The sequence below is a fragment of the Acidovorax sp. NN32 genome, from assembly GCF_057597245.1.
In genome coordinates this window covers 3376733-3400221 of the sequence record NZ_CP199679.1, presented here as the reverse complement: position 1 = coordinate 3400221, position 23489 = coordinate 3376733, and the positions used below count along the sequence as shown (strand labels likewise).

Annotated in this window: 18 protein-coding genes; 13 read left to right on the top strand and 5 right to left on the bottom strand. The window is 65.0% G+C overall.

Annotated features, from left to right (window positions below):
• Positions 1 to 51 precede the first annotated feature (51 nt).
• Positions 52 to 858, bottom strand: coding sequence for an esterase/lipase family protein (locus ACT89O_RS15735; RefSeq protein WP_436131954.1), 807 nt, complete (start codon positions 856 to 858; stop codon positions 52 to 54).
• Between the two features lie 332 nt (positions 859 to 1190).
• Between ACT89O_RS15735 and ACT89O_RS15730 the strand changes: the two genes are divergently transcribed.
• Entirely contained in the window at positions 1191 to 3002 is a 1812-nt protein-coding gene (locus tag ACT89O_RS15730) for a methyl-accepting chemotaxis protein (protein ID WP_487260533.1), read from the top strand.
• Between the two features lie 189 nt (positions 3003 to 3191).
• Here the strand turns inward: ACT89O_RS15730 and ACT89O_RS15725 are convergent, their stop codons facing one another.
• Positions 3192 to 4679, bottom strand: coding sequence for an aminotransferase-like domain-containing protein (locus tag ACT89O_RS15725; RefSeq protein WP_487260532.1), 1488 nt, complete (start codon positions 4677 to 4679; stop codon positions 3192 to 3194).
• Between the two features lie 166 nt (positions 4680 to 4845).
• Here ACT89O_RS15725 and ACT89O_RS15720 point away from each other — a divergent pair, with 166 nt between their 5' ends.
• The 12 genes from ACT89O_RS15720 to ACT89O_RS15665 all read left to right on the top strand — a co-directional run bounded on the left by ACT89O_RS15720 (position 4846) and on the right by ACT89O_RS15665 (position 21535).
• A complete protein-coding gene (locus ACT89O_RS15720; RefSeq protein ID WP_121506020.1) occupies positions 4846 to 5640 on the top strand; it encodes a c-type cytochrome in 795 nt (264 codons plus the stop codon).
• A gap of 14 nt (positions 5641 to 5654) precedes the next feature.
• Positions 5655 to 6935: a cytochrome c gene (locus ACT89O_RS15715; protein ID WP_218300149.1), complete on the top strand. Its 1281-nt coding sequence runs from the start codon at positions 5655 to 5657 to the stop codon at positions 6933 to 6935.
• Between the two features lie 51 nt (positions 6936 to 6986).
• Positions 6987 to 7391 (top strand): thioredoxin family protein, encoded by a 405-nt coding sequence (locus ACT89O_RS15710; protein ID WP_487260531.1) that lies wholly within the window; start codon positions 6987 to 6989, stop codon positions 7389 to 7391.
• A 92-nt stretch (positions 7392 to 7483) separates the two neighbouring features.
• Entirely contained in the window at positions 7484 to 10933 is a 3450-nt protein-coding gene (locus ACT89O_RS15705; RefSeq protein ID WP_487260530.1) for a DEAD/DEAH box helicase, read from the top strand.
• Positions 10934 to 11209: 276 nt separating this feature from the next.
• Positions 11210 to 11806, top strand: coding sequence for a ribosome maturation factor RimP (gene rimP / locus ACT89O_RS15700; RefSeq protein WP_176886345.1), 597 nt, complete (start codon positions 11210 to 11212; stop codon positions 11804 to 11806).
• A gap of 79 nt (positions 11807 to 11885) precedes the next feature.
• Positions 11886 to 13370, top strand: a complete 1485-nt coding sequence (gene nusA / locus ACT89O_RS15695; protein ID WP_121420486.1) for a transcription termination factor NusA — start codon at positions 11886 to 11888, stop codon at positions 13368 to 13370.
• Positions 13371 to 13394: 24 nt separating this feature from the next.
• Entirely contained in the window at positions 13395 to 16268 is a 2874-nt protein-coding gene (infB, locus tag ACT89O_RS15690; RefSeq protein WP_487260529.1) for a translation initiation factor IF-2, read from the top strand.
• Between the two features lie 18 nt (positions 16269 to 16286).
• A complete protein-coding gene (gene rbfA / locus ACT89O_RS15685; RefSeq protein WP_010458038.1) occupies positions 16287 to 16658 on the top strand; it encodes a 30S ribosome-binding factor RbfA in 372 nt (123 codons plus the stop codon).
• Between the two features lie 3 nt (positions 16659 to 16661).
• Positions 16662 to 17654, top strand: a complete 993-nt coding sequence (truB, locus tag ACT89O_RS15680; protein ID WP_487260528.1) for a tRNA pseudouridine(55) synthase TruB — start codon at positions 16662 to 16664, stop codon at positions 17652 to 17654.
• Entirely contained in the window at positions 17651 to 19477 is a 1827-nt protein-coding gene (gene typA, locus ACT89O_RS15675; protein WP_055398157.1) for a translational GTPase TypA, read from the top strand. The genes truB and typA overlap by 4 nt, the downstream gene beginning before the upstream one ends.
• A gap of 91 nt (positions 19478 to 19568) precedes the next feature.
• Positions 19569 to 20444, top strand: a complete 876-nt coding sequence (locus tag ACT89O_RS15670) for a DMT family transporter (protein ID WP_487262867.1) — start codon at positions 19569 to 19571, stop codon at positions 20442 to 20444.
• Positions 20441 to 21535 (top strand): enoyl-CoA hydratase/isomerase family protein, encoded by a 1095-nt coding sequence (locus ACT89O_RS15665; protein WP_487260527.1) that lies wholly within the window; start codon positions 20441 to 20443, stop codon positions 21533 to 21535. The genes ACT89O_RS15670 and ACT89O_RS15665 overlap by 4 nt, the downstream gene beginning before the upstream one ends.
• A 51-nt stretch (positions 21536 to 21586) precedes the next feature.
• Here ACT89O_RS15665 and ACT89O_RS15660 read toward each other — a convergent pair whose 3' ends face one another.
• The 3 genes from ACT89O_RS15660 to ACT89O_RS15650 are packed head-to-tail and all read right to left on the bottom strand — an operon-like array spanning position 21587 to position 23463.
• Positions 21587 to 22504, bottom strand: coding sequence for an anti-sigma factor family protein (locus ACT89O_RS15660; RefSeq protein WP_487260526.1), 918 nt, complete (start codon positions 22502 to 22504; stop codon positions 21587 to 21589).
• Positions 22505 to 22512: 8 nt separating this feature from the next.
• Entirely contained in the window at positions 22513 to 23058 is a 546-nt protein-coding gene (locus ACT89O_RS15655) for an RNA polymerase sigma factor (protein WP_055398154.1), read from the bottom strand.
• Between the two features lie 33 nt (positions 23059 to 23091).
• Positions 23092 to 23463, bottom strand: coding sequence for a COG4315 family predicted lipoprotein (locus ACT89O_RS15650; protein WP_199726981.1), 372 nt, complete (start codon positions 23461 to 23463; stop codon positions 23092 to 23094).
• Between the last annotated feature and the right edge of the window lie 26 nt (positions 23464 to 23489).

The window sequence follows — 23489 nt, the reverse complement described above, 5'->3', positions numbered from 1 at the left end:
ATGTTTTCTATTTCTGTGGGCTGATTGGCTGCATAGCCCCGCGCAAGTCGCTTAGCGGTGGGGATCTGGATACACCAGGTGCAAGCCCGGAACCCGGGGGCGCTGAAAAGGCTGCCAGACCACTTCCGGCCCATGCGGTTGTCCGAGGCGGTCGGCCACGGCCCACCAGGCGCTGGGGTTCAGGCCGATGCCAAAGTGGCTGGCCACCACTTCGATGTTTTCGGTGTGCGGGTTGTGCGCCGCCGGGGCCTGGATGCTGCCGCGCCAGGCCACCACGCCATCTGTGCGCGAGTAGATGCTGGTGGTGGGCACGGGGGGCGCTTCGGGCAGGTTGTAGCTCTCGGTTTCGCGCTCGATGTTGCGGCCGCTGGCGAACTGGTAGATGCGCCAGGCATTGGTCGAGGTGTGGTGCCCTGCGAATGGCGTGCCCAGTGTGATCACACAGCGCACCAGGTCGGGCATCTCCTTGGCCAGCTCGCGGGCATAGACGCCGCCCAGGCTCCAGCCCACCAGGCTCACCTTGCCGCCACTGGCTTGGGCTGCCTCCTGCAGCTGGCGCTTGGCGGTTTCCAGCACGCCATCGCGGGGGCCCAGGTTCAGGCCCTGGCCCCAGCCCAGGGTGTCGTAGTTGCGCGAATCCAGGTAGCGGCGCAGCGGCACGGTGGTGGCGTCACCTGCCGTGAGGCCCGGGAACACGATCACCGTGTGGCCGTCGCCCAGCGGGGCGCGCTGCAGCACCGGCCAGGCGGGCAGCACCGCGCCAAACTCCCAGGGCGCCCGCAGCTCCAGCGCCAGCAGGGGTAGGCCCGGGGCGGGGATGTGGTTGGGATCGGTTTCTTTGTTGCTGAAAAGGGGCATCGGATCGTCAGTCAAAAGCGGAGGGCGCACCTGCGGTAGGGCCGCTGTGGAAGGTAGCATTTTTTTGCCTGCGCACCGGGGCTGGGACTGGAGCTAGCTCTCCAATCCCAACCGGGCAGGCCGGGGCTGCGACAGGGGGGAGCGCACTGAAACGACCGGATGCGGCGTTTTGTCAATAAATGCCCGGGCGAGTGCAGGGTGATCTGTGGCGCCCAGGCCGGAGTTGCTTCGCAGCGGCGAAATAGCACTGGTGACAAAGATCGCTCACGGATAAGGTAGTGGCAGCCAAAAAAACCACCTTCAAACCACCACCAGTCCAGAGGAGAAGCAGGATGAATCAGCTGAAGATATCAACCCGACTTACCGTAGCGTTTGCCGTCATGGTGCTGCTGCTCATCGCGCTGGGGACGGTCAGCCTGATCCAGTCTGCGAGCCAGCGCGCGGAGCTGAAGGACGTGATTAACGTTCGTATACCGATTACCAAGGCTTTGGGCGCACTCACTGATGGCGTGAATGAGCAAGCCATCCAGGTGCGTAATCTGGCGATTTTCACCACGGAGTCCGTTGTGAAGTCGGCAACAAGCCAGATATCTGCCGCCGCAGTGGACGTGGAGGCGCAATACAAAACCTTGAATGCGCTGATCACCTCTGAAAAAGGCAAGGAACTCCTCGCGCGCATGCAGCAGCGGCGTGCCGATTTCGTGAAGTTGAGGGATCAATATCTGACGATGATCCAACAAGGTCAAAGGGATGAAGCCACTAAGTTCCTGGAAGAGCAATACCGCCCGGCACAGCGGGCCTACCAGGCTGCGATCGACGAACAGGTTGAGTTTCAGGCCCAGACCACGGTCAAAGCAGGTGAGCGGGCCGAAGCTGCAGCTGTTGCGCTGCAACGGGATGTATTGATCGCTGGCGTACTCGCCATTGCGCTTGCCGTCTTTCTCGCCATCACCATCATCCGCTCCATCACCCGCCCCCTGGCGCAGGCCGTGGAGGCTGCCGACCGTGTGGCCAGCGGCGATCTCAGTGGCCAGATCACCGTGAGTTCCAAGGATGAAACCGGCCACCTGCTGGGCGCCTTGCAGCGCATGCAGCAAAGCCTGGTGAACACCGTGGGCTCGGTGCGCCAGAACGCGGAAGGGGTTGCCTCGGCGAGCTCACAGATTGCCTCGGGCAACAACGACCTGTCGGCCCGCACGGAGCAGCAGGCCAGCGCGCTGGAAGAAACGGCAGCCTCGATGGAAGAGCTGGGTTCCACCGTGCGCCAGAACGCCGACAACGCCCGGGCCGCCAACCAGCTGGCGGTGAGCGCCAGCACCGTGGCCGTGCAAGGCGGCGACGTGGTGGCCGAAGTGGTCGAGACCATGAAAGGCATCAACGACAGCAGCAGAAAGATCGCCGACATCATCAGCGTGATCGACGGCATCGCCTTTCAGACCAACATCCTGGCCCTGAACGCCGCCGTGGAAGCCGCCCGGGCCGGAGAACAAGGCCGGGGCTTTGCGGTGGTGGCCGGTGAAGTGCGCAGCCTGGCAGGGCGCAGCGCAGAAGCCGCCAAGGAAATCAAAGCCCTCATCACCGCCAGCGTAGAGCGCGTGGAACAAGGCACGGCCCTCGTGGACAAGGCAGGGGCCACCATGACCGAAGTGGTGGCCTCCATCCGCAGAGTGACGGACATCATGGGAGAGATCAGCGCCGCCAGCAGCGAACAAAGCGCAGGGGTGGGCCAAGTGGGAGAAGCCGTCACGCAGATGGACCAGGCCACGCAGCAAAACGCAGCGTTGGTGGAAGAAATGGCGGCTGCTGCCAGCGCCCTGAACGCCCAGGCCGGCGAACTGGTCAACGCCGTGGCGGTATTCAAGCTCGACGCCAACGCGATGCGCAGCGCGCCAGCACCGGCACCCCGAGCGCCCATCGCTGCCCCTGCATTCACCGCCCAACGCGGTGCAGGCGCGACCAAAGGCGCCAGCAAGATCGGCAGCGCAAAGCCCGCCAAACCCCAGGCCAGCCTGGCAGCGCCCAAGGCCAGCGCGGCCACCCCTGCAGCTGCCCCTGCAGCCAGCACCAGGCCCCCGGTTGCCAGCGCGCCAGCGCCTGCAGCCGCAGCCAAGGGCGGCAACGACGACGAATGGGAGAGCTTCTGAGCGGGTATGCCAGCGCGTGAGGGATAGCGACGAGGGATATGGATAAAAACAGGCCCTGGCGCTTGCCCATCAAGCGCAGGTAGCTATCAAAAGTAAAGCACGCTGAGGGGCATCCTTAGCGTGCTTTTTTGTTTTCGCCCCGGCTCAGACCCGTGTCTGTGCCGGACAGGTTGTGCTGCAGTGGCCGCTCTATAAATTTGAGCTGTTGGTGCACTCACCAAGGGGTGTGCGCGCACCCTCGGCAGCCAGCACAGTGGCCAGGCGGCCCACGCATTCCAGGGCGGGTTGCAGGCGGTCGTGTGCCGGGTGCCCGTAGTTGATGCGCACGCAGTGCGCAAAACGCCGGTCGGCCGAAAAAATCTGCCCGGGCGCCAGGCTGATGCCCTGCGCGAGTGCCTGACGATGCAGCGCCAGTGCATCGACCTCCTGCGGAAGCTCTGCCCACAAAAAGTAACCCCCCTCGGGCCGCGACACGCGCGTGCCCCGCGGGAAGTGCTGGGCCACCGCCGCCAGCGCAATCGCCTGCTGCTGTTCCAGGCTGCGGCGCAGCGCGCGCAAGTGCCGGTCGTAGCCGCCCTGGGCCAGGTATTCGGACAGCGCCTGCTGCGATGGTGTGGCGGCTGATAGTGTGGTCATCAGCTTGAGCCGTTGCACCGCCGTGGCAAAGCGGCCCGCCGCCACCCAGCCCACGCGGTAGCCGGGCGCCAGGCTTTTGCTGAACGAGCTGCAGTGCATGACCAGTCCCTCGCCATCAAACGCCTTGGCAGGCGGCGGGCGCTGGGGGCCGAAGTGCAGTTCGCCATACACGTCGTCCTCGATCAGCGGGATCTGGTGGCGGGCGAGCAGTGCCACGAGTTCGCGTTTTTTGTCCTCCGGCATCAGGCTACCCAGAGGGTTTTGAAAGCTGGGCATGAGCCAGCAGGCCTTGACGGGCTGCTGGGGGGGCTGGCGCTCCAGCGCCTCGGCCAGCGCGGCCAGGTCAATGCCGTCGCGCGGGTGGGTGGCGATTTCCAGCGCCTGCAGGTTCAGCCGCTCCAGGGCCTGCAGCGCGGCGTAAAAGGTGGGCGATTCGACCACCACCACGTCGCCCGGCTGGGTGACGGCCTCCAGGCAGAGGTTGAGCGCTTCCATCGCGCCGTTGGTGATGATGATTTCTTCCACTTCCACCGCCATGCCGTGCAGGCCGTAGCGCAGTGCGATCTGCTGGCGCAGGCGTTCGTCACCCGGTGGCAGGCTTTGCACGATGTTCCACGGGTCGAGCTTGCGCATGCCGCTGGCCAGGCAGCGCGCCAGGCGGTCCAGCGGAAACAGCTCCAGCCCCGGGAAGGCCGAGCCCAGCGGTACCAGATCGCGGTCACGGGCCAGGCCCAGCACCTCGAACACCAGGTCGCTGATCGCCACGCCGGTGGAAGTGGCGGCGGGCTGCGAGGGCAGGGGCTCGGCGGGGCGGGCCTCGGCCGTGCTGGGCAGCCGGGCGCTCACGTAGTAGCCCGAGCGCGGCCGGGCGTGGATGAGGCCCTGTGCCTCCAGCAGGTAGTACGCCTCGAACACGGTGGACGGGCTGATGCCCCGCGTGCGGCTGGCCTCGCGCACCGAAGGCACGCGGTCGCCAGGCCGCAGCGCGCCGCTGTGGATGAGCTGCGCGATGGTGTCAGCGTGGCGTTCGTAGCGTTTCATTGGGGTGGTGGGGCTGGATGCTTGTCAAACTGATCTGTATTTTTAACAGGAAACTGAATCTGTACTGTTTTTGCCGCTGGGCGTAGAGTGTCGGCTTGTGTTGGTGCATGCCCCGAGCGCACGGCTTGTGGGTGCCCGCCGACCGTTTCCCCACGGAAAAATCCCCATGATCGATTGCCTGCGCGGCTTGCTGCGCCCTGTTTTTTCCGCACCCGGCGCGGCTGCCCTGGTGGCGCTGGCGTTGACGGCTGGCGCTGCGGCCCAGACGGTGCCCGCCAGCACGCCTCCTGCCACCCCTGCGGCCACGGTGCCCGTGTCGTCCATGTCCTCGCGCGTGCTGGCCTGTACCGCGTGCCACGGCAAAGAGGGCCGGGCCACGCCGGACGGGTACTTTCCGCGCATTGCGGGCAAACCGGCGGGCTACCTGGCCAACCAACTGCTCAACTTTCGGGACGGGCGGCGCAGCTACCCGCAGATGACTTACCTGATTGAACACCTGACCGACGACTACCTGCGCGAGATGGCCGAGCACTTTGCAGCGCTGGACTTGCCTTACCCGCCGCCGCCCGCACCACAAGCGCCCGCCGCTGTGCTGGAGCAAGGCCGCAAGCTGGTGCAAGGGGGCGATGTGGCCCGCAACATCCCCGCCTGCGTGGCCTGCCATGGCGCAGCCATGACGGGTGTGACCCCGTCCATACCCGGCCTGCTAGGCCTGCCGCGCGACTACCTCAACAGCCAGCTGGGCGCCTGGAAGACCGGCCAGCGCCGTGCGCATCTGCCCGACTGCATGGCCGACATTGCCCGCCAGCTCACGCCCGACGATGTGAGTGCTGTCTCGGCCTGGTTGGCCGCCCAGCCCGTGGCGGCGGGGGGCAAGCCCGCCCGCACCTTGCCTGCTGCGATGCCCGCGCGCTGCGGTGGTGTGGCCGAAGTGCCCGTGGCCGCTGCGGCTGCACGTTGAGAAGGGATGCACCGATGAAACGCATCCTCTGGACGATCTCTTCCATTCTGGCCGCGTTGGGCATTGCGGCAGCACTGCTGATCAGCCTGAACTTGCGCGGCGAAGAGCCTCTGCCCGCTGGCGAGACGCTGCAGAGCACACCTGAATTGATTCAGCGCGGCGAATACCTGGCCCGCGTGGGCAACTGCATGGCCTGCCATACCACGCAGGGCGGCGCGCCTTTTGCGGGCGGGCGCGGCATCGAGACGCCGTTTGGCGTGGTGCACAGCTCCAACCTCACGCCCGACAAGGCACATGGCATTGGCAGCTGGACCTCGGCCGAGTTCTGGCGCGCCATGCACCACGGCCGCAGCAAGGACGGGCGGCTGTTGTATCCGGCCTTTCCGTACCCCAACTACACACAGGTGACGCGCGAGGATTCGGACGCCATCTTTGCCTACCTGCACAGCCTGCCCGCCGCCGCTGAGTCCAACCGCGACCACGCGCTGCGTTTCCCGTACAACACGCAGGCGGCGCTGGGTGTTTGGCGGGCGCTGTTCTTCACGCCCGGGGCTCCTCAACCCGAACCCACGCAGTCGGCTGAATACAACCGGGGCGCCTACCTTGTCAACGGCCTGGGCCATTGCACCGCCTGCCATACGCCGCGCAACGCATTGGGCGCCACCACCGACGCCAAGGCCTTTACCGGCGGGCTGATCCCGGTGCAGAACTGGTATGCCCCTGCGCTCAATGCCGCGCATGAGGCGGGCGTGAAGGAGTGGGCGACCGACGACGTGGTGGCCTTGCTGAAAACCGGCGTGGCCCCGCAGGGCTCAGTGCTGGGGCCCATGGCCGAGGTGGTGTTCCGCAGCACGCAGTATCTGAGCGATACCGATGCGCGTGCCATGGCGGTGTATCTGCAGGTGCTGCCGCAGCAAGAACACAAAGCGCCTGCTGCCGGGGCCGCGCCCCCGGCCAGCGCCCTGGCGCGCGGCGCCAAGGTGTACGAACAGCACTGCGCCCAATGCCACGGCGACCAGGGGCAGGGCGAGCCCGGCGCCTTCCCCGCGCTGGCGGGCAACCGCGCCGTCACGCTGGCCGACCCCACCAACCTGGTGCGCGTGGTGCTGCAGGGCGGCTATCTGCCTGCCACGGCGGGCAACCCGCGCCCGCACGGCATGCCACCGTTCCAGCAGTTTCTGTCCGACGAGGACGTGGCGGCGGTGACGACCTTTGTGCGCAACAGCTGGGGCAACCAGGCGCCGGGTGTGGGTACCATCGAGGTTTACCGCGCCCGCGAACGGCGTGGTTTGTAGCGGGGCCTGGTGTAGTTGGCCCCTGCCGCGCCAGCCCTAGGAGTCCGTTTGATGTCCAGCCCCGCCGCACTGCCCCCGTCCACCCCCTCAAGCCCTGCGGCCGCCACGCCCGGTGGCTGGTGGGCCGTGTGCCTGTGCGCAGCGTGGTGTGGCACCTGTGGCATCTACCGCCCCCTGTTCAACGAATTGGCCCGCGCGCATCCGGAGGTGCGTTTTGAATGGGTGGACATTGAAGACGAGTCCGATCTGGCTGGCGACCTGGACGTGGAAACCTTTCCCACCCTGCTGATTGCCGACGGCCAGCGCGCGCTGTTCCTAGGGCCGCTGCTGCCCCAGGCGCCCGTGCTGGCCCGGCTGCTGGCCAGCCTACAGGCGGCCACCCCCGGCAGTGGTGCCAGCGCAGGGCAGGAGGCCCAAAGCGTCTTCGAGCGTGTGCGCGCTGCGCGCAGCCGGTGAGCGCAACGCTGTGGTTTTTGTTTTTGGTGCTCTCCTTTTAATAGCTGCTAGCGCTTGATGGTAAAGCGATAGAGGCAATTTTTGCCATTGTTGTGCCCCTCCCTACCGCTCCGTACTTCTCCCTCAGTTCGCTACAGGCCCACTGCGATCAAGGCGCTTGGTCGCGCGGCGCAGGCCTGTTTCGGCAGTCCGCCGTCGTCCGCATTGATGTGGCCGAGGGCGACCCCGGCGTCTGGCACATCGGCGGTGAAGTGCAGGGCACCCAGTACGAGCCTTATGTGTTGTCGGTCGAACTGGTGCTGGCTCCCAACGGCCAGGTCCGCTCGTGGTCGGGCGAATGCTCCTGCCCGGTGGGTGAGGACTGCAAACACGCCGTCGCCCTGACCTTGAAGGCCCAGCAGGTGCGCCCCGGCCCTCAGGCTAAGCCTGCGCCCCTACCTCCCCGGTCGAAGCAGGCGCTGCAGGCCATGCAGGAGCGCGTGGCCGCCCAGGCCCGCGCGGAGGCCGAGGCCCGCCTGGTGCGTTGGTTGAACGACTGGGATCTGGTGGCAGACAACGCCGCGCCGCCACTGGCTGGCGCACGGGCCGACCGGCCGGAGTGTTACCTCTACCTGCTCTCCACCATCGGGCGCCTGCGCAATGGCGCGCCACAGCTGCAGATCGAGGCCGTGGTGTCCTACCCCAAGCTCACCGGCGGCTGGGCCAAGCCCAAGGCCGTCCGGACCCAACCTGGCCCCGGCCAGGCGGTGTATGACCGCGCCACGGATGCAGACCGCCAGCTGTTGCAACTGCTGCGTGCCATGCCGCGCAGCGTGGGCTACTACTCGGCCTACAGCGGCGCGCCGACGGGTGTGCTGGAGGGAGCTGTAGGCCTGCTGGCACTGCAGCAGGCGGCTGCCACGGGGCGTCTGTTTGTGGATGCAGGCGACTCCACGGTGGGCGTGCCGCTGCGCTGGGGCGATCCGCTGCCCATTGCCTGGGCCTGGAAAGAAAAAGTCACGTCCGGTGGTGGCGACGGTGGCGACAACGCCTGGACCTTGCAGGCCCGCCTGCCCAGCCCCAGCGCCACGCTGTGTGCCAACCACCCGCCCCTGTACCTCGATGTCGCCCAGGGTCTGTGCGGCCCCGTGTCGGCCGAGGGGTTGAGCCCTGGGCAGCTGGAGCTGCTGCTGCAGGCGCCCCCGCTGAGCGCCGCCGCGCTGCAAAAACACCATGCGGAGGTGGCCAGCCGCCTGGGCGGCATGCTGCCGCTGCCGCCGGTGCTCCGCCCCCTGGCGCGCGTGCAGGGCGTCAAGCCCGTGGCGCGCCTGCACCTGGCGCCCGTGGCCGAAGCCGATGTGCCCGGTCTGGGCCTCATCACCGCGCAGCTGCGTTTTGACTACCAGGGCCATGTGGGCTGGTGGGCGGGGCAGGACCTGAGTGTGCTGGTGCCAGGCGCTGACGGCGGCCAAGTGCTGCTACAGCGCGACGCGGCGGCCGAGCTGGATGCCATTGAACGCCTGATGGACCTGGGGCTGCTGGCCACCGACGATGGCCTGTTCGGCATCCCCGGCGAGGAATCGCAGGACGACTGGATGCACTGGTTTGACAACGGTTTTTCTGTGTTGCGTGAGGCCGGTTTTGTGCTTACGCAGGACGCGGCGCTGGACGGATGGATCACCCATGCCGACACGCTGGACGTGTCACTGCAACCCAGTGGCGAAGATGAGGCCACATCGCCCTGGTTTGCGCTGTCGCTGGGCATGGAAATCAACGGCGTGCGCCACAACATCCTGCCGTTGCTGCCCCTGCTGATCGCCGCTGCCGCCCAGCAGCCGCCCGACCCCGTCACGGGCCAGCCGCAGCTGCCGCCGTTTGCCTACCTGCGGGGTGTGGGTACATCGGGTTTTGTGCGGGTGCCGACCGACGCGCTGCGCCCCTGGATGGCGGCCTTGCTGGATCTGGTGGGCGACCGCGCGCACGACTTCAGCGGCGACAGCCTCAAGCTCTCGCGCATGGACGCGCTGCGCACCAGCGCAGCGCTGAGCGAGGGCGCGGTGTGGCAGGGCGCCGATGCCTTGCGCGCCATGGTGGCCCAGTTGCAGGGCGTCGGCGCCTTGCCGGAGGTGCCTTTGCCCGCCAGCGTGCGGGCCACCTTGCGGCCGTACCAGCAGCAGGGGCTGAACTGGCTGCAGTTTCTGAGTGCCCACGGACTGGCCGGGGTGCTGGCCGACGACATGGGCCTGGGCAAGACGCTGCAGACCCTGGCACACATCCAGGTCGAAAAAGACGCGGGGCGGCTGACCGCACCTGCGCTGGTCATTGCACCCGTGAGCCTCATGGGCAACTGGCAGCGCGAGGCGGCCCGCTTTTGCCCTGGGCTGCGTTGTCTGGTGCTGCATGGCGCCGGCCGACACGGCATGGCAGATACAGTCACCGAGCATGACCTGGTCATTGCCCCGTATTCGCTGCTGCAGCGCGACCGCGAGCGCTGGTTGGCGCACCAGTGGCACCTGGTGGTGCTGGATGAAGCGCAGAACATCAAGAACGCCAGCACGCATGCCGCGCAGGTGGTCAGCCAGCTGCAGGCGCGCCACCGGCTGTGCCTGTCGGGCACGCCCATGGAAAACCACCTGGGCGAGATCTGGAGCCTGTTTCACTTTTTGATGCCAGGTTTTCTGGGCAGTCAGACACGCTTCAAGGAGGTGTTTCGCACGCCCATCGAAAAGCAGGGCGACGGCGCGCGCATGGCGCAGCTGCGCTCGCGCATCACGCCTTTTATGCTGCGCAGGACCAAGGCCCTGGTGGCGGGCGAGCTGCCGCCCAAGGTCGAGTCGGTGATGCCCGTGGAACTGACCGGCACGCAGGCCGATCTGTACGAAACCATCCGCCTGGGTATGGAAAAAACCGTGCGCGAAGCCTTGCAGACCAAGGGGCTGGCCAAGTCGCAGATCACCATCCTCGATGCGCTGCTCAAGCTGCGCCAGGTGTGCTGCCACCCGCAACTTGTGCCGCTAGATGCCGCCAAAAAGGTCAAGACATCGGCCAAGCTGGACCAGCTGATGGCGCTGCTGCCCGAGATGCTGGCCGAGGGGCGGCGCATTTTGCTGTTCTCGCAGTTCACCAGCATGCTAACGCTGATCGAGGCCGAGCTGAAAAAACGCAACCTGCCCTGGGTCAAGCTCACGGGGCAGAGCCAGAAGCGCGACGCGATCATCGAACAGTTCACCAGCGGGCAGGTGCCGCTGTTTTTGATCAGCCTGAAGGCGGGCGGGGTGGGGCTGAACCTGCCGCAGGCCGACACTGTGATTCACTACGACCCCTGGTGGAACCCGGCGGTGGAAAACCAGGCCACCGACCGCGCCCACCGCATTGGACAGACACAGAGCGTATGGGTGATCAAACTGGTGGCGCAGGGCACGATTGAAGAGCGAATTTTGGCGCTGCAGGAGCGCAAGGCGCAGCTGGCGGGCAGTCTGTACAGCGACTCCGCTGCACGCAAGGAGCCGCTGTTCACCGAGGGCGATCTGGCTGAGCTGCTGCAGCCGCTATCACTGTCATAGCTGCTCGCGCCGATTGGATAAGCGCCAGGTGCCGTTTTGGCACCACATCGTCCGGCAGGCCGCATGCACACTGGCCTGGGCGCGTTGACAACAGTTTTGCCCGTCCGCGCCTTTGCAAATCAACACTTTGCGCGCTACAATACAACTCTCACGACCAAACGGGCGGGTACCAACCGCCCGTTTTTTTTGGTCGAACGCTTTTGGAGCTCGAAGCTGTCGGGGAAGAGTCTCCGGGGGTTATCGGGTTTTTTGTTTTTCCGGGATTGAACTGAACACGTGGCATTGCAGCAAGTCGTTGAACAAATTGTGACGGGCCTGGGGTATGACCTGGTGGAGATCGAACGCTCCGCTGGCGGTTTGCTGCGCGTCACCATCGACTTGCCCTGGGTGCAGCCGGCCGCTGATGCGCCCCAGCCCGTGATTGATCAGTTCGTGACCGTCGAGGATTGCGAGAAGGTCACGCGCCAGCTGCAGTTTGCGCTGGAGGTCGATGGCGTCGAGTACAAGCGCCTCGAAGTGTCGTCCCCCGGCATCGATCGCCCTCTGCGCCATGAGCAAGACTTTGTTCGCTTCGAGGGTTCGGTCATTGACGTCACCCTGAAGGCGCCCATCGGCGTTGCGGCGGCGGCGGGGCAGGTCAATGCCACCCGCAAGAAATTTCGCGGCACGCTGGAGCGCGCCGAGGCTGGGGGGTGGCAGATCGTCTGGAGTGACGAGCCGCCGGTCAAGCCAGGTCAAAGGGTCAGCAAGAAACGTGTGCCCGCCCCCTTGCAGGCGCTGGGCTTTACCTTGGACGAGGTTCGGGATGTGCGCCTGGCGCCCATCGTGGATTTCAAGGGACGTGCAGGCAAGGCTGGGGCAGCACCCGCCTGAGTGGCTGCTGAAAAATTGGGGTGGGTGGCAGCCGCGCGCAGCCTCCGCCTTCGGGTGATTGAAACAGGAGAGTCGTCGCATGAATCGCGAATTGTTGATGTTGGTTGAGGCCATTTCGCGCGAAAAGAACGTGGAGCGTGATGTGGTCTTGGGCGCCGTGGAGTCGGCCCTGGCCCAGGCTACCAAGAAGCTGTATCAGGGCGAGGTGGACATTCGCGTGTCCGTAGATCGCGACAGCGGCAACTATGAGACTTTCCGTCGCTGGCTGGTGGTGCCCGATGATGCCGGCCTGCAAAACCCCGAGGCCGAAGAGCTGCTGATGGATGCGAAGGACCGCATTCCGGACATCGAAGTGGGCGAGTACATCGAAGAAGGTGTCGAGTCCGTGCCCATCGGCCGCATCGGCGCCATGGCTGCCAAGCAGGTCATCCTGCAGAAGATCCGCGACGCCGAGCGCGAAATGCTGCTCAACGACTTCATGTCGCGCGGCGAGAAAATCTTTACCGGCACCGTCAAGCGCATGGACAAGGGCGACATCATTGTCGAATCCGGCCGTGTGGAAGGACGTCTGCGCCGTGGCGAGATGATCCCGAAGGAAAACCTGCGCAGTGGCGACCGTGTGCGTGCCATGATCATGGAAGTGGACCTGACGCTGCGCGGCGCTCCCATCATCCTGTCGCGCTCGGCCCCCGAGTTCATGATCGAACTCTTCCGCAACGAAGTGCCTGAGATCGAACAAGGCCTGCTGGAAATCAAGTCCTGCGCCCGTGACCCCGGCTCGCGCGCCAAGATCGCCGTGCTGAGCCACGACAAGCGCGTGGACCCCATTGGCACCTGCGTCGGTGTGCGTGGCACCCGCGTCAATGCGGTGACCAACGAACTCGCTGGCGAACGCGTGGACATCGTGCTGTGGTCCGAAGACCCTGCACAGTTTGTGATCGGCGCCCTGGCCCCGGCCAACGTGTCCTCCATCGTGGTCGATGAAGAAAAACACGCCATGGACGTGGTCGTGGACGAGGAAAATCTCGCCATCGCCATTGGCCGTGGTGGTCAGAACGTGCGTCTGGCGTCCGATCTGACCGGCTGGAAGATCAACATCATGGACGCCGCCGAAAGCGCGCAAAAGCAGGCCAACGAGACCGACACGGCCCGCAAGCTGTTCATGGAAAAGCTCGATGTGGACGAGGAAATCGCCGACATCCTGATCTCCGAAGGCTTCAACAGCCTCGAAGAAGTGGCCTATGTGCCGCTGCAGGAAATGTTGGAGATCGAAAGCTTCGACGAAGACACCGTCAACGAGTTGCGTGCCCGTGCCAAGGATGCGCTGCTCACGATGGAAATCGCCCGTGAGGAAAGCGTGGAAGAGGTCTCCCAGGACCTGCGCGACCTCGAAGGCCTCACCCCCGAGCTGATTGCCAAGTTGGCTGAAGGCGGTGTGCACACACGTGACGACCTGGCCGATCTGGCCATTGATGAACTGACCGACCTGACCGGACAGTCTGAAGAAGATGCCAAAGCCTTGATCATGAAGGCGCGCGAACACTGGTTCGCGGGGCAAGAGTAAAGGTCAGGGAGGCACGAACCACATATGTCCAGTAATACTGTCGCCGAGTTTGCAACCGAACTCAAAAAATCGCCTGAAACCCTGCTCGACCAGCTCAAAGCTGCGGGCGTGGGCAAGGCCGCCCCTTCCGACGCGTTGACCGAGTTGGACAAGCAAAAGCTGCTTGCTTATTTGCAGGCCAGCCACGGCACGGCTTCGGCCGACCGCAAGAAGATCACGCTGGTGAAGAAGTCCACCAGCGAGATCAAGCAGGCGGATGCCACGGGCAAGGCCCGCACGATCCAGGTGGAAGTGCGCAAGAAGCGCACGTTCATCCAGCGCGACGAAGGTGCCGAGGCATCTGCCGAATCCCATGCGCCCGCCGCTGCGGAAGAGGCCGCTGTTTCCAGCGAAGACCTGGAACTGTCCCGCCGCGAGGAAGAAGCTCGCCGCCAGGCCGAGCTGATCCGCCGCCAGGAGACGGAGCTGGCCGAAAAGCGTGCCGAGCGTGAAGCGCGCGAAAAGCGTGAGCGTGAAGCTGAAGAGCGCGCTGCCGCCTATGCCGCCCAGGAAGCCGAGAAGAAGGCACAAGCCTCTGCTGTCAAGCAGGAGGCCACCCGCGAGCAAGCGGCCGAAGCCGCTGCACGCAATGCAGCCCAAACTGAAGCCCGCGAAAAGGCTGCCGCTGAATCCAAGGCACGTGCCGACGAGGAAACAGCGCGCGCTGCTGACCTGGACGCCCGTCGCCGCAAGGCCGAAGCGGAAGCTGCTGCGATCCGGTCCATGATGGCCACGCCCAAGAAGGCGGTCATGGTGGCCAAGAAGCCAGAAGAACCCAAGCCAGTGGCCAAGCCCGCTGCCGTGGGGGATGCCAAGAAGGGCACCCTGCACAAGCCGGCTGTCGGCACCGGTGTGGCGCGCGCAGGCGCTCCCGCCACTGCCGGGGCAGGCGCAGGTGCGCCAGGCGCTGGCAAGGAAGTGAAGTCGGCCAAGCTGTCCTCCAGCTGGGCCAACGACACCGCCAAGAAAAAAGAAATCAAGACCCGTGGCGACAGCAGCGGCGGTGTCGGTCGCAACAACTGGCGTGGTGGCCCGCGTGGCCGCCGTGGCGACAGCCGCGACCATCGCGACGATCACCAGCAGTCTGCACCGGTCGAGGCGCGCATCATTGAAGTGCATGTGCCCGAAACCATCACGGTGGCAGAGCTGGCACACAAGATGTCGATCAAGGCGTCTGAAGTGATCAAGGCGCTGATGAAGATGGGACAGATGGTCACCATCAACCAGCCGCTGGACCAGGACACCGCCATGATCGTGGTGGAAGAACTGGGCCACAAGGCGGTGGTGGCAGCGCTGGACGATCCAGAAGCCTTTACCGACGACGATACGACCCAGCAGAACGTGGAATTGTTGCCACGTGCTCCTGTGGTGACCGTCATGGGTCACGTGGACCATGGCAAGACCTCGCTGCTCGATTACATTCGCCGCGCCAAGGTGGCTGCGGGTGAAGCCGGTGGCATCACGCAGCACATCGGTGCCTACCACGTGGAAACACCACGCGGCATGGTGTCGTTCCTTGACACCCCGGGCCACGAGGCCTTCACGGCCATGCGTGCCCGTGGTGCCCAGGCCACGGACATCGTGATCCTGGTGGTGGCGGCCGATGACGGTGTCATGCCCCAGACCAAGGAAGCCATCAAGCACGCCAAGGCGGCTGGTGTTCCTATCGTGGTGGCGATCACCAAGGCCGACAAGCCCGATGCCAACCCCGACCGTGTCAAGCAGGAGCTGGTGGTCGAAGAGGTGGTGCCTGAAGAGTACGGTGGCGATTCGCCGTTCGTGCCTGTGTCTTCCAAGACCGGCATGGGCATCGACACGCTGCTGGAGCAAGTGCTGCTGCAGGCCGAAGTGCTGGAACTCAAGGCACCGGTCGATTCACTGGCCAAGGGTCTGGTGATCGAAGCCCAGCTCGACAAGGGCCGCGGCCCTGTGGCCACGGTGCTGGTTCAGTCCGGCACGCTCAAGGTGGGCGACATTGTGCTGGCTGGCCAGACCTATGGCCGCGTGCGCGCCATGCTGGACGAAAACGGCAAGGTCGCCAAGACGGCAGGCCCGTCGATCCCGGTGGAAATCCAGGGTCTGACGGAAGTGCCGCAGGCCGGCGACGAATTCATGGTGCTCACGGACGAACGCCGTGCCCGCGAAATCGCGACCTACCGTGCCGGCAAGTTCCGCAACACCAAGCTGGCCAAGCAACAGGCCGCCAAGCTGGAAAACATGTTTGCCGACATGACGGCGGGCGAAGTGAAGATGTTGCCCATCATCGTCAAGGCCGATGTACAGGGTTCGCAGGAAGCGCTGGCGCAGTCGCTGCTCAAGCTCTCGACCGACGAAGTCAAGGTGCAGCTGGTGTACGCCGCCGTGGGCGCCATCAGCGAGTCCGACATCAACCTGGCGATCGCCTCCAAGGCCATCGTGATCGGCTTCAACGTGCGGGCCGATGCCGGTGCGCGCAAGCTGGCCGAAGGCAATGGCGTCGATCTGCACTACTACAGCATCATTTACGACGCTGTGGACGAGCTGCGTGTGGCGATGTCCGGCATGCTGGCCCCCGAGCAGCGCGAAGAGATCATCGGTACCGCCGAGATCCGCACGGTGTTCGTTGCGACCAAGATCGGCACGATTGCCGGTTCGTACATCACTTCGGGTATGGTCCATCGCAACGCACGCTTCCGCCTGCTGCGCGACAACGTGGTGGTCTACACCGGCGAAGTCGATTCGATCAAGCGCCTCAAGGACGATGTCAAGGATGTCAAGGAAGGCTTTGAGTGCGGTATCAAGCTCAAGAACTACAACGACATCAAGGAAGGCGATCACCTCGAATTCTTTGACATCAAGGAAATCGCGCGGACGCTGTAAGGCATCGGTGACGACGACATGGCTGCGAAGAAATCTTCCACCCCCAACCGCGCCTTCAAGGTCGCCGATCAGATCCAGCGCGATCTGACGGAGCTGATCGCGCGCGAGTTGAAAGATCCGCGTGTGGGCATGGTGACGCTGCAGGGTGTGGAGGTGACTCCAGACTACGCACATGCCAAGGTGTTCTTCAGCCTGTTGACGGGCGACCCTGTGGAGACACAGGCGGCGCTCAACCAGGCTGCGGGTTTCCTGCGCAACGGCTTGTTCAAGCGCCTGCACATCCACACGGTGCCCACGCTGCACTTCGTGTTCGACCGCACCTCCGAGCGTGCGGCCGACATGAATGCCTTGATCGCCAAGGCAGTTTCTTCCCGCGCAAAAGAGGAGTAGTCCATGCACGCGCCTCGCACCAGGGTGCAGCGGCGCCCTGTGCATGGGGTGTTGCTGCTCGACAAACCGCTCGGCCTTTCGAGCAACGACGCCTTGCAAAAGGCGAAATGGCTCTTGCGCGCCGAAAAGGCGGGCCATACCGGCACGCTGGACCCATTGGCCACCGGCGTGTTGCCGCTGTGTTTTGGCGCGGCCACCAAGTTCAGCCAGCTGCAGCTGGATGCGCCCAAGACCTACGAAGCCGTTGCACTGCTGGGCACCACCACCACCACCGGCGACGCCGAAGGCGATGTGGTGCAACGCTGTGATGTGGACTTGGCACAGCTGACCCCTGAGCGTCTTGCGGCCGTGCAAGAGCAGTTCACCGGCCCTATTCGCCAGGTGCCGCCGATGCACAGTGCGCTCAAGAAAGACGGCAAGGCGCTGTACGAGTACGCGCGAGCAGGTGTCACGGTAGAGCGCGAAGCGCGCGATGTCGTCATTCATGCATTAAAACTGACCCTGATGCAGACAGATAAAGCGCAAGTAGCTATTAAAATGATAGTAAATTGCAGCAAAGGCACCTACATCCGCACGCTGGGTGAAGACATCGGGGCGGCGCTGGGTTGCGGCGCGCACCTGACCTTCTTGCGCCGCATCGACACGGGTGGAATCGGTGTGGAGCGCTGCGTCACGCTGGCCCAGCTGGAAGCCATGCCGGAGGCGGAGCGCCTGGCCAGCCTGGAGGCGCCCGAGTCGCTGCTGGCACAACACGTGCGTGTCACGCTGGACGGCGAGAATGCAGCCCGATTCCTGTCGGGCGTGCGTCGCCGTGGCACTTGGCCCGATGCCAGTGCCGTGGCGGTGTTCGGCGAGAATCCTCCGGCACTGCTGGGGGTGGGCCACATCGTGGGCGGGGAGCTGGTGCCGGACAGGCTCCTGAGTCCGCTGGAAATTCAACAAATTTTGGAAGGCATGCCGCACCCTCAAGCCAGCGGCACATTGGAAAAACTATGACGACGAAACAAATCCGCAACATCGCGATCATTGCCCACGTTGACCACGGCAAAACCACCATGGTCGACCAGCTGCTGCGCCAGTCCGGCACCTTCGCCGACCACGAAAAGGTCGTTGACACCGTGATGGACAACAACGCGATTGAAAAAGAGCGTGGCATTACCATCCTGGCCAAGAACTGCGCCGTGAGCTGGAAGGGCACGCACATCAACATCGTGGATACCCCCGGCCACGCGGACTTCGGCGGTGAAGTGGAGCGTGCGCTGTCCATGGTGGACAGCGTGGTGCTGCTGATCGACGCGCAAGAAGGCCCCATGCCCCAAACGCGTTTCGTGACCAAGAAGGCCCTGGCTCTGGGCCTGCGCCCCATCCTGGTGGTGAACAAGGTGGACAAGCCCGGTGCCAACCCCGACAAGGTGGTGAATGCCGCTTTCGACCTGTTCGACAAGCTCGGTGCCACCGACGAACAGCTCGACTTCCCCGTGGTGTACGCATCGGGCATCAACGGCTGGTCGTCGCTGGAAGAAGGCGCGCCGGGCGAGCAGTGGGGTCCCGACATGTCGGCCCTGTTCGACACGATCCTCTCGCACGTTCCACCGAACACGGGTGACCCAGCCGCTCCGCTGCAACTGCAGATTTCGGCGCTGGACTTCTCCACCTTTGTGGGCCGCATCGGCGTGGGCCGCATCAGCCAGGGCACCATCAAGCCCGGCCAGGATGTGCTCGTCATGGAAGGCCCCGATGGCAAGTCCGTCAAGGGCCGTGTCAACCAGGTGCTGACCTTCCAGGGCCTTGATCGCATGCAGACGCCGCTGGCGGGCCCTGGCGACATCGTGCTGATCAACGGCATCGAAGACATCGGCATCGGCGTGACCGTGACCGACCCCGCCAACCCGTCGCCGCTGCCCATGCTGAAGGTGGACGAGCCCACGCTGACCATGAACTTCTGCGTGAACACCTCGCCCCTGGCCGGCCGCGAAGGCAAGTTCGTGACCAGCCGCCAGATCTGGGACCGTCTGCAAAAGGAGCTGCAGCACAACGTGGCCCTGCGCGTGTCCGAGACCGATGAAGAAGGTATCTTCGAAGTGATGGGCCGGGGTGAACTGCACCTGACCATCCTCTTGGAAAACATGCGCCGTGAAGGCTACGAGCTGGCCGTGTCCAAGCCCCGCGTGGTGTTCAAGGACATTGACGGCGTGAAGCACGAGCCTATCGAGCTGGTGACGGTGGACATCGAAGAAGGCCACCAGGGCGGCGTGATGCAGGCCCTGGGCGAGCGCAAGGGCGAGCTGGTGAACATGGAGTCCGACGGCCGTGGCCGCGTACGCCTCGAATACCGCATCCCCGCACGTGGCCTGATCGGTTTCACCAACGAATTCCTGAACCTGACACGTGGTTCCGGCCTGATCTCCAACATCTTCGACAGCTACGAGCCGCACAAGGGCGACATCGGTGGCCGCAAGAACGGTGTGCTGATCTCCATGGACGATGGTGAAATCTTCACCTACGCCCTGGGCAAGCTGGACGACCGTGGCCGCATGTTCGTGAAGGCGAACGACCCCGTGTACGAAGGCATGATCGTGGGCATTCACAGCCGCGACAACGACCTGATCGTGAACGCCACGCGCACCAAGCAGCTGACCAACTTCCGTGTCTCTGGCAAGGAAGACGCGATCAAGATCACGCCCCCGATCGACCTGACGCTGGAATACGGCGTGGAATTCATCGAGGACGATGAACTGGTCGAGATCACGCCCAAGTCTGTGCGCCTGCGCAAGCGCCACCTGACCGAGAACGAGCGCAAGCGCGCTGCACGGTCCTGATCGGCGGAGCGTTCAGAGAAGCGCTCAGAGCACGTTCAAAAAGGGGCCACTGCGACGCAGTGGCCTTTTTGCCGTCTGAATCCTGGAGCCTCTGTTGAAATTGACACATTCCCGTGCCGTGGCGCTGATGGTGGCCGTGACCCTCATGTGGTCCATTGCCGGTGTGGTCACGCGCCACCTGGAGCATGCGGCGAGCTTTGAGGTGACCTTCTGGCGCAGCTTCTTCACGCTGCTGTCGCTGCTGGTCATCCTGCCTGCGCTGCAGGGCAGGGCGGTGTTCGCCTCCATGCGCCACAGCGGCCGTGCGCTGTGGATCTCTGGCGTGTGCTGGAGCGTGATGTTCACGGCATTCATGGTGGCGCTGGTGCTCATGCCGGTGGCCAACGTGCTGGTCACGATGGCCGTGGGGCCGCTGCTCACGGCGTTGTTCGCGCGCATTTTTATCGGCCACCACATCGCCCCGCGCACCTGGGCCGCGATTGCCGTGGCGGGGCTGGGCATTGGGTGGATGTATGGTTCGCAGATGGCGGGCCTGCCCCTGGCAGGTACGCTGGTGGCGCTGTGTGTGCCGGTGGCAGCCGCCATCAACTGGACGGTGGTGCAGCATTCGCAGCGCCACGGCCATGCGGTGGACCTGGTGCCTGCGGTGCTGGTCGGCGCGGTGATCTCGGTGGTGGCTACGTTGCCGTTGGCGCTGCCTTTTGAGGCTTCAGGGCATGACCTGGCCCTGCTGGCGCTGTTGGGCGTGGTGCAATTGGCCATCCCTTGTGTGCTGGCCGTGCGCTGCGGCCGGGTGCTCAAGGCGCCAGAGATGGCGTTGCTCGGCTTGCTCGAAGTCATCTTTGGAATTTTGCTGGCCTGGCTGGGCGCAGGCGAAAAGCCTGCTCCGGCGGTGCTGACGGGAGGCGTGCTCGTGATCGGTGCGCTGGTTTTTAATGAACTGTTGGGTTGGAAGGAACAAAAATGACGGAGACGGTATTGCCTGATGTGTTGAGTGAAGTGCGAGGCCAGGTGGGCTTCATCACGTTGAACCGCCCGCGTGCGCTCAATGCCCTCTCGCTGGGCATGGTGCGTGAACTCATGGGCATCTTGCTGGCATGGCAAAACGATGCGCGGGTGCTGGCCGTGGCCATCCGTGGCAGCAACAAGGAAGGCCCGTTTGGTGCCTTCTGCGCCGGTGGAGACATCCGCTTTTTGCACCAGGCGGGCAGCCAGGGCAACCCGCTGATCGAGGACTTCTTCACCGAGGAGTACGCGCTCAACCACCTGATCCACAACTACGCCAAGCCCTACATCGCCTTCATGGACGGCATCGTGATGGGCGGCGGCATGGGCATCAGCCAGGGCGCCGCCCTGCGCGTGGTGACCGAGCGCACGAAGATGGCCATGCCGGAGACGGCCATTGGCCTGTTCCCGGATGTGGGGGGGGGCTATTTTCTGAGCCGGTGTCCCGGTCGTGTGGGCGAATGGCTGGCGCTCACCGGCGACACCATTGGCGCCGGTGATGCCATCGAAAACCGGTTGGCGGACGGTTGTCTGCCTGCTGACCAGCAAGCGGCCGTGTGGGAGGCGCTGGGCACCCAGAGCTTTGCCAGCGGTGCTGCCGTCAAAGACTATGTTGCTTCTAAATTTGTAGCTGCTAGCGCTTTGCAGAAAAGCGCTAGGGGCCAGATTGACCAATATTTTTCGTTGGGCAGCGTGGGCGAGATCGTGGCGGCGCTTGAAGCGGCCGACAGTGACTGGGCACGCGCCACGGCGGCCACGCTGCGCAAGCGCTCGCCCCTCATGCTGCACGTGGTGCTGGAACAAATCCGCCGCGCACGGGACATGGGCTTGGCCGACGACCTGCGCATGGAGCGCGACATGGTGCGCCACTGCTTCTTCCTGCGCCCCGGCCAGAGCGAAACGGTGGAGGGCATCCGCGCCCTGGCCGTGGACAAGGACCATGCGCCCCAATGGAACCCTGGCCGCATCGAGGACGTGACGCCCGATATGGTGGCGCAGTTCTTCACCAGCCCCTGGCCTGCACACGCCCACCCGCTGGCCCATTTGTCCTGATCGGCGACGGTTGTAGCCGGGCAGGCCACCCGCAGAGTCCCTGGCGGCGCGTCAGGGGTTCAGCTGTTGGTACGCCGCTGTCGCCAAGCTCAGCAGCTCGGTGCGGGACAGCTGTCCGCTCAAGGCGTAGCCAAAGCCCGCGTCCGTCCAGTAAAAGCCTGGCACCGGGCCTTCTTGCGTGAACTGGAACGCGGTCGTGCTTGCGGTGGTCGGTGGCTGTGGACGGGGCGTGTTGTCGCGGGCAGGGCCAGGGCTGGTGGATACCGCAGCCAAGGCGCCCAGGTACAGCGTGATCCGCTGGCCCGCGCTGTTCTGGTACATGAACTGCGCGCGCACCCCGGTGTCGCCAGGCAACAAGCGGCCACCCACCAGTTCATAACCCTGCGCGCCCAGCGCGGGGACCTTGAGCGGGCGGTCAAGCCGCTTGGACAGCCATTGCACTAGGTGGTCTTGCTGGGCGGCTGTAACTTCCACGGGGTGGCGGACTTCGGGCTGGTACACCGCGTGGGCGACTGCGGCCTGCTGGGCGAAGCGTTGTGCCGGTTCGGCAACCACCAGCGTGGTGCCGTTGCCCGTCGCCAGCGTTTTGCCGGGTGCCACGGCGGGCCACTGGCCGCGTCCTGTCCACCCCAGCACAAAGGCCAGCAACACAGAGGCGGCCACGCCACCCCAACGCCACCACTGCGCCTGCTGCTCCCGGCGGTCCGTGGCCCGCAATGCTGCGGCCATCAACGTATCGGGCACGGGGGCGTGGAGCAGGTCCTGGTGCAGGGCGTGTAGCTGCTCCCGCTGTGCCTGCCAGTGCGCCAGTGTGGCCTGCGCTTCCTGATCATCCTGCAATTGCTCGCGCAGCGCCTGCGCCTGTGCGGGCGGCAATTGGCCGTCCACGAGGGCGTGCCAAGTGCTGCTTTCGCCAGCGCGTGGGTGGGGGGCAGGGTGGATCGGGTCCATGGAGGGGGGGCGGGTCATGGCTCTTTTTATTTGAGGCGACGCAGCACAGGCACTGCGCCTGCTGCGGGTGCGTCTGCGTGGGCAGCCGGTATAGGGCTGGGCGCGGGCTCTCGGTCCATCAGCGCGCGCAGGCGCGTGCGGGCGCGGGACAGGCGTGACATCACAGTGCCTGCCGGAATGCCCAGAATGCGCGCGGTGTCCTCGTAGCTCATGTCCTCCATGGCCACCAGCAGCAGCACGGCCCGCTGGTCGGCGGGCAGGCGCTGCAGACAGCGCTCCAGATCCAGGGCGTCATCCGAGGGGGCGCGGGCACCCGGCAACTGGTCGTGAATGTCGTCGATGTCCACCTGCGCCAGCGCGGGCAGCGCACGGCGTTGGTTGAGGTACAGGTTGTGCATCAGAGTGAACAACCACGCGCGCAGGTCGCTGCCCGTGCGCCACAGCAACCACTTGCTGCAGGCACGTTCCAGCGTGTCCTGCACCAGATCATCGGCCGCCCAGGCATCGCCTGTGAGCACCCGCGCGTACCGGCGCAGGCCGGGCAGTTGTTCGATGACCTGGGTGCGGTTCATGCCGTGTGGGGCCTGTGCGGCGTTGAAGGGTTCTCAGGGCCGTGCGGTGCGCCAGACCTGGTTCACCCCGTCGCCGGTTTTGTCGCCGGGCTTGGTGTCCTTGATCCAGTAGTAGAGCGGCTTGCCCTTGTAGGCCAGCTGGGTCTTGCCATCGTCACGGGTGATGACGCTGTAGTCGCCACCGGGTGCCTTGCTGGCCATGAGTGGTGGCCAGTTGGTGGCGCAGGGGCCGTTACACACCGACTTGCCACTGCCTGCCGCGTCGCGGTCGAACGTGTACAGCGTCATGCCGCCCGCTCCGACCAGTACGCCGTCCATGGTCTTCACGGGCGAGTCGTTCATGGTGGCGCAGCCGGCCAGTGCGGCTGCTGCGACGAAGGCGGCCATCGAGATCAGTTTTTTCATGGGTTTCTCCAGGGTGTGGTGCAGGC

Bases quoted from the DNA above. Each gene is read 5' to 3' on its own strand.
- ACT89O_RS15720 (WP_121506020.1), top strand. From the start codon at position 4,846: ATGATCGATTGCCTGCGCGGCTTGCTGCGCCCTGTTTTTTCCGCACCC.
- ACT89O_RS15655 (WP_055398154.1), bottom strand. From the start codon at position 23,058: ATGAACCGCACCCAGGTCATCGAACAACTGCCCGGCCTGCGCCGGTAC.
- ACT89O_RS15665 (WP_487260527.1), top strand. From the start codon at position 20,441: ATGACGGAGACGGTATTGCCTGATGTGTTGAGTGAAGTGCGAGGCCAG.
- ACT89O_RS15730 (WP_487260533.1), top strand. From the start codon at position 1,191: ATGAATCAGCTGAAGATATCAACCCGACTTACCGTAGCGTTTGCCGTC.
- nusA (WP_121420486.1), top strand. From the start codon at position 11,886: ATGAATCGCGAATTGTTGATGTTGGTTGAGGCCATTTCGCGCGAAAAG.
- ACT89O_RS15735 (WP_436131954.1), bottom strand. From the start codon at position 858: ATGCCCCTTTTCAGCAACAAAGAAACCGATCCCAACCACATCCCCGCC.
- ACT89O_RS15660 (WP_487260526.1), bottom strand. From the start codon at position 22,504: ATGACCCGCCCCCCCTCCATGGACCCGATCCACCCTGCCCCCCACCCA.
- typA (WP_055398157.1), top strand. From the start codon at position 17,651: ATGACGACGAAACAAATCCGCAACATCGCGATCATTGCCCACGTTGAC.
- infB (WP_487260529.1), top strand. From the start codon at position 13,395: ATGTCCAGTAATACTGTCGCCGAGTTTGCAACCGAACTCAAAAAATCG.
- truB (WP_487260528.1), top strand. From the start codon at position 16,662: ATGCACGCGCCTCGCACCAGGGTGCAGCGGCGCCCTGTGCATGGGGTG.
- ACT89O_RS15710 (WP_487260531.1), top strand. From the start codon at position 6,987: ATGTCCAGCCCCGCCGCACTGCCCCCGTCCACCCCCTCAAGCCCTGCG.
- ACT89O_RS15715 (WP_218300149.1), top strand. From the start codon at position 5,655: ATGAAACGCATCCTCTGGACGATCTCTTCCATTCTGGCCGCGTTGGGC.
- ACT89O_RS15650 (WP_199726981.1), bottom strand. From the start codon at position 23,463: ATGAAAAAACTGATCTCGATGGCCGCCTTCGTCGCAGCAGCCGCACTG.
- rbfA (WP_010458038.1), top strand. From the start codon at position 16,287: ATGGCTGCGAAGAAATCTTCCACCCCCAACCGCGCCTTCAAGGTCGCC.
- ACT89O_RS15725 (WP_487260532.1), bottom strand. From the start codon at position 4,679: ATGAAACGCTACGAACGCCACGCTGACACCATCGCGCAGCTCATCCAC.